At 49.6% G+C, this 12,937-nt stretch carries 12 protein-coding genes; 7 read left to right on the forward strand and 5 right to left on the reverse strand.

The features are described from left to right. Positions 1-241: 241 nt before the first annotated feature. A complete protein-coding gene (gene yeiP, locus LVQ79_RS22010; RefSeq protein WP_034497033.1) occupies positions 242-814 on the reverse strand; it encodes an elongation factor P-like protein YeiP in 573 nt (190 codons plus the stop codon). A gap of 167 nt (positions 815-981) precedes the next feature. Between yeiP and LVQ79_RS22015 the strand changes: the two genes are divergently transcribed. Further along, positions 982-1,236 (forward strand): YkgJ family cysteine cluster protein, encoded by a 255-nt coding sequence (locus tag LVQ79_RS22015; RefSeq protein WP_074391982.1) that lies wholly within the window; start codon positions 982-984, stop codon positions 1,234-1,236. Here LVQ79_RS22015 and setB read toward each other — a convergent pair. Next, positions 1,233-2,414 (reverse strand): sugar efflux transporter SetB, encoded by a 1,182-nt coding sequence (setB, locus tag LVQ79_RS22020; RefSeq protein ID WP_232866957.1) that lies wholly within the window; start codon positions 2,412-2,414, stop codon positions 1,233-1,235. The genes LVQ79_RS22015 and setB overlap by 4 nt on opposite strands. Before the next feature lie 371 nt (positions 2,415-2,785). Between setB and fruB the strand changes: the two genes are divergently transcribed. Genes fruB through fruA form a run of 3 tightly spaced genes read left to right on the forward strand, consistent with a single transcriptional unit; the run spans position 2,786 to position 6,562 of the window. Continuing rightward, positions 2,786-3,919 (forward strand): fused PTS fructose transporter subunit IIA/HPr protein, encoded by a 1,134-nt coding sequence (gene fruB, locus LVQ79_RS22025; protein WP_232866960.1) that lies wholly within the window; start codon positions 2,786-2,788, stop codon positions 3,917-3,919. Continuing rightward, positions 3,916-4,854 (forward strand): 1-phosphofructokinase, encoded by a 939-nt coding sequence (fruK, locus tag LVQ79_RS22030; protein WP_064554903.1) that lies wholly within the window; start codon positions 3,916-3,918, stop codon positions 4,852-4,854. The genes fruB and fruK overlap by 4 nt, the downstream gene beginning before the upstream one ends. A 16-nt stretch (positions 4,855-4,870) precedes the next feature. Continuing rightward, positions 4,871-6,562 (forward strand): PTS fructose transporter subunit IIBC, encoded by a 1,692-nt coding sequence (gene fruA / locus LVQ79_RS22035; protein ID WP_232866963.1) that lies wholly within the window; start codon positions 4,871-4,873, stop codon positions 6,560-6,562. Positions 6,563-6,610: 48 nt separating this feature from the next. Here the strand turns inward: fruA and LVQ79_RS22040 are convergent, their stop codons facing one another. Beyond that, positions 6,611-7,309 (reverse strand): transcriptional regulator YeiL, encoded by a 699-nt coding sequence (locus LVQ79_RS22040; protein WP_232866966.1) that lies wholly within the window; start codon positions 7,307-7,309, stop codon positions 6,611-6,613. A 129-nt stretch (positions 7,310-7,438) separates the two neighbouring features. Here LVQ79_RS22040 and rihB point away from each other — a divergent pair, with 129 nt between their 5' ends. Then, complete coding sequence (gene rihB / locus LVQ79_RS22045) at positions 7,439-8,371, forward strand: ribosylpyrimidine nucleosidase (RefSeq protein ID WP_232866969.1); 933 nt, start codon at positions 7,439-7,441, stop codon at positions 8,369-8,371. Between the two features lie 114 nt (positions 8,372-8,485). Continuing rightward, positions 8,486-9,736, forward strand: coding sequence for a NupC/NupG family nucleoside CNT transporter (locus tag LVQ79_RS22050; protein WP_232866972.1), 1,251 nt, complete (start codon positions 8,486-8,488; stop codon positions 9,734-9,736). Between the two features lie 81 nt (positions 9,737-9,817). On the opposite strand, the gene nfo is transcribed toward LVQ79_RS22050, so the two are convergent. Both nfo and LVQ79_RS22060 read right to left on the reverse strand, forming a co-directional pair. Next, complete coding sequence (gene nfo, locus LVQ79_RS22055; RefSeq protein WP_064512821.1) at positions 9,818-10,675, reverse strand: deoxyribonuclease IV; 858 nt, start codon at positions 10,673-10,675, stop codon at positions 9,818-9,820. Between the two features lie 77 nt (positions 10,676-10,752). Continuing rightward, entirely contained in the window at positions 10,753-11,802 is a 1,050-nt protein-coding gene (locus LVQ79_RS22060) for a YeiH family protein (protein WP_232866974.1), read from the reverse strand. A gap of 229 nt (positions 11,803-12,031) precedes the next feature. Between LVQ79_RS22060 and yieE the strand changes: the two genes are divergently transcribed. Continuing rightward, entirely contained in the window at positions 12,032-12,898 is an 867-nt protein-coding gene (yieE, locus tag LVQ79_RS22065; protein WP_232866977.1) for a DNA-binding transcriptional regulator YeiE, read from the forward strand. Positions 12,899-12,937 lie beyond the last annotated feature (39 nt).

Here is a 12,937-nt window from a genome sequence, read left to right on the forward strand (position 1 = left end):
TACAGCAACGCAGCGATGCTAAAACTCCCCTCGAGGCGTGAGCGTGAATATGCAAGGGAAGTGAGAGAAAAAAGGTCGAAATATCCCTTAAAAAACAATGCCGGTCACCTTAAGTGACCGGCATTACGCCTTCTGGCGCGTTTTTTTATGCAGTTTTTTGGTGGATGACGCTATCGCTTATCCGCCATACAACTGCTTTTCGTAGGTCGGATAAGCCTGCGCCATCCGACATGACTACAAATTAGTCTGCACGACCCATAGAACGCTTTTCTGCGATATGGATGCGGATCTTCTCACCAGTCACCATATATTCAGGAACCTGAATGACCAGGCCAGTCGACATTGTTGCAGGCTTAGTACGGGAGCTTGCTGACGCGCCTTTAATGCCAGGTGCGGTTTCAACAATTTCCAGATCCACGGTTTGTGGCAGTTCAAGCGCCAGCAATTGGCCATCCCAGGTCAGAACCTGCATGTCCGGCATTCCACCTTCTGGAATGAATTGCAGCTCTTCTTCAATTTGGTCTTTGGTGAAGATATACGGGGTGTAATCTTCTTTATCCATGAACACGTATTCGTTGCCATCAATATAAGAGAAGTCAACGTAACGGCGGGTCAGAGTGATGGTGTCGACAATATCATCACCTTTGAAGCGCTCTTCAACTTTCTGGCCAGTACGGACATCAGAAAAACGCATTTTATAAAGCGTTGCTGCGCCACGGGCGCTAGGTGCCTGGATATCGATATCTTTAACAATCAGCAGCTTGCCGTTGTAATTAAGTACCATACCCTTTTTGATTTCATTAGCTCTTGGCATCGGTGTTTCCTGTAAAAAATTGAGGAGCGAAAATATTGCGTCAAATTACTCGGGAGGCGTCTTTCAGGCAAGCGGATTTCATTGCAGATAGTGCATAAATCTACGTAGTAAAGCCGCACTGCTACTGCTAGAGTCCTGATCCTTGTCAGCCCACTGGAGTATTGTTGATGGACTGTCGTCCCGATTGCGGCGCGTGTTGTACCGCGCCTTCTGTATCAAGTCCTATTCCTGGCATGCCAGATGGCAAGCCCGCTGATACTCCATGTGTTCAGCTTGGCGCAGATATGCGCTGTAAAATCTTTCTTTCACCACTAAGACCAAAGGTTTGCGCAAACTTGCAACCGTCGCGGGAAATGTGCGGTACAACGCGCAAGCAGGCCATGGATTACCTGATCTATCTGGAAGCTGCGACTGCGCCCTAGATATCTTTAATTTTCACCATGCAATAAGCGGTGATGGCTATCATTCCCAGCGCGATATAAAACACCGTGTGGTAGTTCCAGATTTCTGCAACTACACCGGCCATCGAGCCTGCAATAATCCAACCGACACGCGTCGTATTGGTATATAGCGTGGTAGCCGCTCCCGCCTGTCCTGGCATTAAATCCTGAAAATACAACATCCCAATACCCGCCAGAATGCCGATGAAAATAGCGTTCAGCAGTTGCAGGCCCAGCAGCATGAATTCGTTATGTAACGTCAACATACCAATATAGAACAGCAGACCTGCGCCCCCCGCAATACGCATTAGAAAACGCTTACCAAAACGTTTGGCGTAATAGCCTGCGATAAGCATTGTTGGGATCTCAAGCCCGGCTGCTGTCCCCATCATCACTCCCGCTAGCTTCTCCGGCAGATGTAATTCATTAATGATGTAAAGGGGCATATTAATAATGTAGAGACTGTTACAGCCCCACATCATGGTGCAGGCGACGAATAGCAGTAGGGCATCACGACGGTTACGGCGCGGAGCTTCAAGCGTGGTGGATTTAGTTACCACCTCTTTACGCATTGATGGCAGGAGCATCCGTACCATCACGCTGCAAACCACAAATGCGAAGGCCGCGCTCAGATACATGGTGGTAAAACCAAAACCTAAAGCCAGCGCGTAGGCGATAGGCGGGCCAATAACCCATGCAAGGGAGACCTGCGCACGCAAAATAGAGCTAAACATCACCGCTTCACGGCCCGTACGGTCAGCGTGTTCGCGTGCAAGGGCAAACATCTGCGGGTTGGCAGTGGAGCCAAAGCTGCTGAGGAAAACACCGACAAACAGCAACACAAAATAGTTACGGTTCCAGGCAAATAGCACGCAGGCTAATGCACCCAACAAGCAGCAAACAAAAATAAGCGATTTGCGATCGCCTTTCCTATCAGAACGCCCCGCAAGAAACTGGCTGACCAAAATACCGATGATGGCGCTACCGGTGAAAAAGAAACCCACCATCGCAGGACGAACATGGACTTCTTCCGTCAAAAACAGGCTCAGCGTTGGGGTTTGTAATGCCCCCGCAATTCCGGTTAAAAAAGCTACAATCAAAAAGGCTGAAGAAGTTAAGTCAAGGGGCTTGCGTGTTGCTGCTATGGGGGAGTTTTGCATGCTCTCAGTGTCGGCTGGTCAATGAACGCGCGGAGTTTACGCGCCTTGCCTGGAAATAAACAGTTGTTCAAATCAAAAGCGACACGAAAAGATAAAACGCTGTTCCTGGCTATGTTCAGCAAAAGCTGATGCTTATAAATTGTGTGCTGAACGTACCGTGACACTGCTCACTTTTTCGGCTTAGATGGGAGTGGAAATGTGCGTAACCTCTAAATTCTGGTAACGAAAATACAACATATCTTGCCTGAATCGCGGAGGATCTCCACACTACTTGAAACGTTTCAGCGTCGTCTTATTTAGTTTCAGGAGTGGGATGGCGCATTTTTTCTCATTGCAGCTGAATCGTTTCAATTCAGCAGGAGAGGAGAACCATGTTCCAGTTATCTGTGCAGGATATTCATCCGGGCGTTAGTGCCGGAAATAAAGAAGAAGCCATACGTCTGGTTGCTACTGCGCTCGCGCAGGCAGGCAATGTCAGTATTGGCTATGTAGAAGGTATGCTGGCTCGCGAGCTGCAAACCTCCACTTACTTAGGTAACGGTATTGCTATCCCACATGGCACTACTGATACCCGCGATTTGGTACTGAAAACCGGCGTTAAGGTGTTCCAGTTTCCACAAGGAATTGAATGGGGTGAGGGCCAGAAAGCTTACGTTGTGATTGGCATTGCAGCTCGTTCTGACGAACACCTTGGTTTACTGCGTCAGCTGACACATGTGCTCAGTGATGACGAAGTTGCTGAACAGCTCAAAACCGCGACTTCAGCAGAAGAGCTTCGCGCATTGCTGATGGGCGAAAAACAATCTGCATCTTTGCTGTTTGATAACTCATTATTGGCGTTAGATGTTACCGCCACCGACCTGATGACGCTTCAGGCATTAAATGCCGGTCGCATTAAACAGGCGGGTGCTGCCAACTCTGCTTTTGTAAGCCACGTAGTTTCCAGCAAACCACTCTATCTTGGACAGGGCATCTGGCTTAACGACAGCACCGAAGGCAACCTCGCGAGTGCTGTGGCAATCAGCCGCCCAGCATCAGTTTTTGAAGCAGACGGCCAACCGGTATCGCTGTTGATGACGGTTGCAGTGGCCGACGACCAACCCTTACAAGTTCTCAATCGCCTGAGCGATATGTTAATAAACAACAATGCTGACCGTTTGCTGAACGCAGATGCACCTGGGTTGCTGACGCTGCTGACCACTGATGTTCCAGCTGAACAAAATAGCCTGAGTGCAGATTTCCAGATTCGCAATGAACATGGTCTACACGCCCGTCCTGGTACGGTGCTGGTGAATACCATTAAACAATTTAATAGCGAGATTACCGTGACAAACCTTGATGGAACCGGGAAGCCAGCCAATGGTCGCAGCCTGATGAAAGTCGTCGCTCTGGGCGTGAAAAAAGGCCACCACCTGCGCTTTACGGCCGTAGGTGAGGATGCTGAACTTGCGCTGAAAGCCATTGGTGAAGCGGTTGCTGCCGGTCTTGGTGAGGGGGCAGCATGAGTCGTCGTGTCGCAACAATTACGTTAAACCCGGCTTACGACCTGGTCGGTTACACCCCTGAAGTTGAACGTGGTGAAGTTAACCTCGTGCGCACTACGGGTCTGCATGCCGCCGGTAAAGGGATTAACGTTGCTAAAGTTCTTAAAGACCTTGGCATCGATGTCACGGTAGGTGGATTCCTGGGAAAAGATAACCAGGATGGTTTTCAGCAACTGTTCAGCGAGTTGGGTATTGCCAACCGTTTTCAGGTGGTGCAAGGCCGCACCCGCATCAACGTAAAACTGACTGAGAAAGATGGCGAAGTTACCGACTTTAATTTCTCAGGCTTTGATGTAACGCCTGCAGATTGGGAGCGTTTTGTTGCTGATTCCCTGAGCTGGCTTGGTCAGTTTGACATGGTGTGTGTTAGTGGCAGCTTGCCTGCGGGCGTTTCACCTGATGCTTTCACTGACTGGATGAAGCGTCTACGTAGCCAGTGCCCATGCATCATTTTCGACAGCAGCCGCGAAGCATTAGTCGCAGGTCTGAAAGCCGCACCGTGGTTGGTTAAACCAAACCGCCGCGAGCTGGAGATCTGGGCTGGTCGCAAATTGCCAGAAATGAAAGATGTGATTGAAGCAGCCCATGCGCTGCGTGAGCAAGGAATTGCGCATGTGGTGATTTCTCTGGGTGCCGAAGGTGCACTTTGGGTTAACGCATCGGGTGAGTGGATAGCGAAACCGCCAGTATGCGAAGTCGTCAGTACCGTTGGTGCGGGGGATTCTATGGTCGGCGGGCTTATCTACGGCCTGTTAATGCGTGAATCTAGCGAACATACCCTGCGTTTAGCGACGGCAGTGGCTGCGCTGGCGGTAAGTCAGAGCAATGTCGGAATTACAGATCGTACTCAACTGGCGGCTATGATGGCCCGTGTTGATCTGAAACCATTTAACTGACAGCAGGAGAGGAACTATGAAAACGCTGCTGATTATCGAACCAGGTCTTGGGCAAGCCCGTGCGTACCTCGCGAAAACATTGCTGGGTTCAGCCGCGCAAAAAGCGCGCTTGCAAATTATCGACAATCCGAACGATGCCGAAATGGCAATCGTTGTGGGAACCGCTATTCCTGCCGATAGCTCGCTGAATGGCAAAAAGGTATATCTGGGTGATATTGACCGTGCAGTTCAGCACCCGGAACTGTTTTTAGGTGAAGCGAAAGATAAAGCAAAACCTTATACCGCTCCAGCGAGTGCTGCACCGGTCGAGCTGGCTAAAGGGCCAAAACGCATTGTTGCGGTAACAGCTTGCCCAACCGGCGTCGCGCATACCTTTATGGCTGCTGAAGCCATTGAAACCGAAGCGAAAAAACGTGGCTGGTGGGTAAAGGTTGAAACACGCGGCTCGGTTGGCGCAGGTAATGCAATTACCCCTGAAGAAGTAGCTGAGGCCGATTTGGTCATTGTTGCGGCCGATATCGAAGTTGACCTGGCAAAATTTGCTGGAAAACCGATGTATCGCACCTCAACAGGTCTGGCACTGAAGAAAACGGCACAAGAGCTTGATAAAGCTGTTGTTGAGGCTAATCCTTTTACAGCGACAGGGCAGAGTGCAGCCAGCGCGAATGAAGGAAAAAAAGAGTCGGTAGGTGCTTATCGCCATCTGTTAACCGGTGTTTCCTTCATGCTACCGATGGTGGTCGCGGGCGGTCTATGTATCGCGCTGTCGTTCGCTTTTGGTATCGAAGCATTTAAAGAGCCAGGTACATTGGCTGCGGCACTGATGCAAATCGGTGGTGGTTCAGCCTTTGCGCTGATGGTGCCGGTTCTGGCGGGTTACATTGCGTTTTCTATCGCTGACCGACCAGGCCTGACGCCGGGTCTTATCGGCGGTATGTTAGCCGTTAGCACCGGTTCTGGTTTTATCGGCGGGATTATTGCGGGCTTCCTCGCAGGCTACGTTGCTAAGATGATTAGCACCAAGCTGAAACTGCCACCAAGCATGGAAGCATTAAAACCAATCCTTATCATTCCACTGTTCTCAAGCCTGATTGTGGGTCTGGCGATGATTTATCTGATCGGTACGCCGGTCTCGAAAATCCTCGAAGGTCTGACTCACTGGCTGCAAACTATGGGCACTGCGAATGCGGTACTGTTGGGCGCAATCCTTGGCGGTATGATGTGTACTGATATGGGTGGGCCGGTTAACAAAGCGGCTTACGCATTTGGTGTCGGGTTACTCAGCACCCAAACTTACGCACCGATGGCCGCCATTATGGCTGCAGGTATGGTGCCACCGTTGGCGATGGGTCTGGCAACATTTATTGCGCGTCGTAAATTCGACAAAGCTCAGCAGGAAGGCGGCAAAGCAGCGATGGTTCTGGGTCTGTGCTTTATCACCGAAGGGGCTATCCCGTTTGCTGCTCGCGACCCAATGCGTGTGCTGCCGTGCTGTATCGTTGGCGGCGCGGTAACTGGCGCAATCTCTATGGCAGTCGGTGCTAAATTGATGGCTCCACATGGCGGCTTGTTTGTTCTGTTAATCCCAGGTGCGATTACCCCGGTTGTGGGTTACCTGATTGCGATAGTCGTGGGGACGTTGTTGGCAGGTTTGTCTTATGCCTTCCTGAAACGTCCGGAAGCAGAAGTTGTCGCAAAAGCTGCATAAGTAAATGTGTATATTTAGGGCAGAGATTTCTCTGCCCTTTTTACTTATTTAATGTAATAAACTAGTAAAGTTATTATCTGGGTCCATCTCTAGCGCCAGCGCCATTAATCTCTTCTTATCTTTAATGCCATAGCCCATTTTTTGTTTTAACAGCAAACCATCTCGCGTAAATTGCGCAATCACAAATAACAAGTGACGATAACTGACCCCCATATATTCCGCAGCCTGCGTATGTTTTTCGTTATACAGATCACTATGCTGAGTCAGTAAAATAAATGCCGCCAGTCGGTTGACCAGTGGGAAAGATTGGTTTTGGGTAAGGGCGACAATATTTCGGTAATTCTTATGGCTGAGTTCTACACAAAGTTTGCGGAGGAAGGTCGCATCCTTTAATAATTGTGGCCGATATTGCTTCATCGGCAACGCCAGGCACCAGCACTCTTCAATGGCCTGGACGGCTCGCGGTTCGTGATCAACATCGACTAATTCAATTTCACCAATAAAACAGGGTGCGCCAAAAAAATCAATCAACGATACCCGCCCATTGGGTAATGTGGCATAGAGCTTGGCTCGTCCGCGAGCCAGATAGAACAGGTATCCTGGCTGATTTCCCTCCCGTACAATGTAGTCTCCGGCAGCAATATGAAGCAAACGGGTATCACGTGTGACATCAACTGAGAAGCTCTCTGTATAACCAGAATGGCTAATCAATTGCTGCCTGAGATCGTCATTTTGGATTTCTTTCATAATAGTTTTCCGGTATGAGATTTCTCATATTCAGCATACGTTTTCTGTCGTTATGATTCAATCATCGACCTGACCTAATCATCGTTGATAAGACGAAAATAACGTAACAGTGAACAGGGGAAATAAGATATGGAAAAGAGAAAGATTATTCTGGATTGCGATCCAGGTCATGATGATGCGATTGCTATAATGATGGCTGCGAAATACCCGACGATAGATTTACTTGGTATAACTATTGTCGCCGGGAACCAGACTCTGGATAAAACATTAGTTAACGGGTTGAATGTCTGCCAGCAACTTAATATTAATGTCCCCGTTTATGCCGGGATGCCGCAGCCAATTATGAGAAAGCAAATTGTAGCGGATAATATTCATGGAGAATCTGGTCTGGACGGCCCGGTATTTGCACCGCTAACCCGTAAAGCGGAAAGTACTCATGCAGTTAAATATATTATCGATACGCTGATGGCAAGCGACGGTGAAATTACGCTGGTTCCTGTCGGGCCGTTGACCAACATTGCAGTAGCAATGCGGATGCAGCCTGCAATCTTGCCAAAAATCCGTGAGATTGTGTTGATGGGCGGAGCATACGGCACGGGTAACTTTACGCCATCGGCAGAGTTCAATATTTTCGCAGACCCCGAAGCGGCTCGCGTCGTCTTCACCTCTGGCGTGCCGCTGGTAATGATGGGATTGGATTTGACTAACCAAACCGTCTGTACCGCTGATGTCATCGCCCGCATGGAAAAAGCAGGTGGCCCTGCCGGTCAGTTGTTCAGCGACATCATGAACTTTACTCTCAAAACGCAATACGAAAACTACGGTCTGGCGGGCGGGCCGGTGCATGATGCGACCTGCATCGGCTATCTCATTAATCCTCAGGGTATCAAAACACAAGATATGTATGTCGAAGTCGATGTGAACCGTGGTCCGTGTTATGGCCGCACAGTCTGCGATGAACTGAGTGTTCTTGGAAAACCAGCGAACGTTAAAGTGGGTATTAGCATCGATACCGACTGGTTCTGGGATTTAGTAGAAGAGTGTGTGCGCAAGTATATCTAATCCCACATCTACGCATGCGCGGCAAACCTGGAAAGCTGCGCATGCCTGCTCAAACTTGATGGGCAGTCAGCGGTCGCCCGTTACGAGTTCAGACCTGGCTTGGTGGAAATCATTATGGATGTAATGAGAAGTGTTCTGGGAATGGCGGTATTACTGGCGATTGCTTTTGTGCTGTCGGTAAATAAAAAGCGCATTAGTCTACGTACTGTAGGGGCCGCGCTGGTGTTACAAATCGCAATCGGTGGCGTCATGCTCTATTTCCCACCGGGAAAATGGCTGGCGGAACAAGCTGCGCTGGGGGTACATAAAGTGATGACCTACAGTGATGCTGGAAGCGCATTTATTTTTGGTTCATTGGTGGGGCCAAAAATGGATCAGGTATTTGATGGTGCTGGATTTGTATTTGCCTTTCGGGTGCTGCCAGCAATTATTTTTATTACGGCGTTAGTAAGCCTGCTTTATTACGTTGGCGTGATGGGAGTGTTGATTCGCATTCTTGGCGGTATATTCCAGAAAGCATTGAACATCAGCAAAATTGAATCCTTCGTTGCTGTCACGACTATTTTTCTTGGGCAGAATGAAATCCCCGCGATAGTAAAACCCTTTATTGATCGTCTTAATCGCAATGAACTGTTTACTGCAATTTGTAGTGGGATGGCCTCTATTGCAGGCTCAACGATGATTGGATACGCCGGATTAGGCGTGCCAGTTGATTATCTGCTTGCAGCTTCACTGATGGCTATCCCCGGCGGGATTCTATTTGCGCGAATGTTAAGCCCGGCCACGGAAGAAACACAGGTTACCTTTGAGAATCTGTCATTCACCGAAACACCGTCAAAAAGTATTATTGAAGCGGCAGCAAGTGGGGCGATGACGGGACTGAAAATCGCAGCCGGTGTGGCGACTGTGGTGATGGCATTCGTCGCTATTATCGCGCTGATTAATGGCGTCATAGGCGGTGTTGGAGGTTGGTTTGGGTATGGCCACGCCACCCTTGAAGGAATCTTTGGTTATCTTCTTGCTCCACTGGCATGGTTAATGGGGGTGGACTGGAGTGACGCGACGCTGGCAGGAAGCCTGATTGGCCAAAAGCTGGCGATTAACGAATTTGTTGCGTACCTCCATTTCTCTCCGTATCTGCAAACCGGGAGCACATTGGATGTGAAAACCATCGCGATCATTTCCTTCGCGCTGTGCGGATTTGCAAACTTCGGTTCTATCGGCGTGGTGGTCGGTGCGTTTTCAGCCGTTGCGCCGCAACGTGCGTCAGAAATCGCTCAACTGGGAATCAGGGCACTGGCTGCGGCTACACTCTCTAACTTGATGAGTGCCACTATCGCAGGTTTCTTTATTGGTCTTGCCTGATATCAATGCGCGCCAGTGATCGCTGGCGCGCTTTCAGGATTTATGATGTGTGCCGTTACAGCATGCTGAGGCTGTTGATTGTTACGCCACGGCCTTTTCAGTTTGTTGAGCTTTCAACCAGGCTATCTCTTCAGCCCAGATATCCGGGTTCGTCGTCTCCAGAATTAGCGGAATCCCATCGAAACGGTTATCACGCATGATCCAGGCAAACGGCGTGTGGCCAATATTGCCTTCACCCAGACTGTTATGGCGGTCGACACGGCTCCCAAAAGCACTTTTCGCGTCGTTAAGGTGCATGCCACATAAATACTCGAACCCAACAATTCTCTCGAATTCAGCGAAGGTATTTTCGCAGTCTTCTTCGGTGCGCAGGTCATACCCCGCTGCAAAGGCGTGGCAGGTATCAATACACACGCCGACTCGGGATTTGTCTTCTACACCATCAATAATTGCGGCCAAATGCTCGAAACGAAAACCGAGATTGCTGCCCTGGCCCGCTGTATTTTCAATCACCGCAGTCACGCCTTCGGTTTTATCCAGCGCGATGTTTATCGACTGAGCAATGCGTGCAAGGCACTCTTCTTCAGGGATTTGCATCAGGTGGCTGCCTGGGTGGAAGTTCAGCAGCGTCAAACCCAACTGCATGCAGCGTTCCATCTCATCAATAAAGGCTTCGCGAGATTTTTCCAGCGCTTCTTCAACCGGATGGCCAAGGTTAATGAGATAGCTGTCGTGAGGAAGGATTTGTCCCGGCCCGTAATGATACTTTTCACAGGCTCGTTTGAAATTGCTGATAACTTCGTCAGTGAGCGGAGCTGCACGCCACTGGCGTTGGTTTTTGGTGAACAGGGCAAAAGCAGTGGCTTCGAGTTCGTGCGCGCGAATTGCGGCATTTTCCAGACCACCTGCAGCACTGACATGTGCGCCAATAAACTTCATCATTCTTACTCCTGTCAAAACCCGCTATCGGGAAACGGACAATGATAGCGGGTTAGAGAGGAATTTTCCGTACCTCTTTATGCCATCAGGTGATGGATACCAAGGTTAATTGCGCCACCGCCAACGATCAGCCAGATAAATAGCACCAGAGCCATCAGCAGCGGGCGTACACCAGCTTTTTTCAGCGCGCTAAAGTGAGTGGTTAAACCCAGAGCCGCCATCGCCATTGCTAGCAAGAAAGTATCCAGTGTTATCAACGCATTGACCGCCAAAGCTGGCAGTAAGTGCAGTGAGTTAAACATCGCAACCACAATAAACAGCACCGCAAACCATGGAATGGTGATTTTGCTTTTCTGCGCCTGGCCTGCCGGAGCCAGTTGTTTGACGCGAGCTGCCAGGAAAATCAGGAATGGAGCCAGCATCATTACGCGTAGCATTTTTGCGATTACTGCCGCATTTTCAGTTTCAGGGCTGATTGCGTGCCCCGCAGCCACTACTTGTGCAACTTCATGCATGGTTGAACCGGTGTAGATACCAAAGGCTTCCGGTGTGAACCATTGTGTGACATATGGATAAATCATTGGATAAATGAAGATCGCAAGCGTACCGAAAATCACCACTGTTGCGACCGCTACGGTTACTTTGCTGGCCTCTGCTTTCACAACCGGCTCGGTTGCCAGAATCGCCGCAGCACCGCAAATACTGCTACCGGCACCAATTAACCAACTGGTTTGTTTATCCAGGCCAAACACTTTCTGACCCAGCCAGCAGGCGAGGGCGAAGGTGCTGCTTAATGTCAGAACATCAATGATGACGCCGCTGGCACCGACATCCGCAATCTGCGAAAAAGTCAGTCGAAAACCATATAAAATGATCCCAAGACGCAGCAGATGTTGCTTGGCAAACAGTACACCGCCATCACAGTGTTGCCAGATTTTCGGGTAAAGCGTGTTGCCAATCACCATCCCGCATAGAATCGCGAGCGTTAATGCACCGAGTCCCAGACCTGCCACGGAGGGAATATTCCCCAACCAAAGCGCCAGTGCAGTAATTGCACCTGCAAGCAGCAGTCCTGGCAGGAAATGCCACAATGTATGTCGATGAGTGGGAATTGATAACGTAGCCATAACCTTCTCCTTTGTGTAGCCGTCATACTTCAAGCCGTAGATGCGTTTGCTGCACGCGCTCACCAGAATCACTTACCGGCGTAAGCTCATCGGGGTTATCGCGCTTGCCGCCTTCCTACAACTCGAATTATTTTGGCTTTATTGACAAAAGAGTAAGTCCTGGTGGCTTAAAAATAAAATTGATTATATATTTATAATCAATCTGAATAAGTGTTAAGGCGTGTCCACTATGCATATCACATTGCGGCAACTTGAAGTCTTCGCCGAAGTTCTCAAAAGCGGCTCTACTACTCAGGCTTCGCAAATGCTGGCGTTGTCTCAGTCTGCGGTAAGTGCGGCGCTGTCGGATCTCGAAGGGCAGTTGGGCGTGCAATTGTTCGATAGGGTAGGCAAACGCCTGGTTGTCAATGAACATGGCCGCTTGCTGTATCCGCGCGTGGTGGGTTTGCTTGAGCAGGCAATAGAAGTCGAACAACTGTTTAAAGAGGATAACGGTGCCATTCGCGTTTATGCCAGCAGCACTATAGGCAATTACATTCTGCCGGAAATGATTGCTCATTATCGCCGCGATTTTCCAAATCTCCCGCTGGAGATGAGCGTTGGTAATAGTCAGGATGTGATTAACGCGGTTGCCGACTTCCGGGTTGATATTGGTCTGATTGAAGGGCCGAGCCATATGACCGAATTGGTGACCGAGCCATGGTTGGAAGATGAGCTCGTCGTATTTGCGCCACCTGACGCACCTTTATTGCAGCAGCCGGTCACTCTGGAAACTCTTGCACAGCAGTCGTGGATCCTGCGTGAAAAAGGTTCTGGCACACGTGAAATTGTCGATTACTTGCTACTTTCTCATTTGCCGCAGTTTCATCTCGGTATGGAATTGGGAAATTCGGAAGCAATTAAACATGCGGTGCGCCATGGTCTTGGCATCAGTTGCCTGTCGCGTAGGGTGATTGCGGAACAACTGGAAACGGGATCTTTGGTGGAAGTGCCAGTACCGCTGCCGCGTCTGGTGCGCACTTTGTACCGGATTCACCATCGTCAGAAACATATTTCTAATGCATTACAGCGGTTTCTTCGGTACTGCAACGTGTAAGGCGTAACCCATTAATTGCGGCGATAGTGAATTAAAGAA

This window comes from Buttiauxella cochleicola (assembly GCF_021282405.1).
Classification (GTDB): Bacteria; Pseudomonadota; Gammaproteobacteria; order Enterobacterales; family Enterobacteriaceae; genus Buttiauxella; species Buttiauxella massiliensis.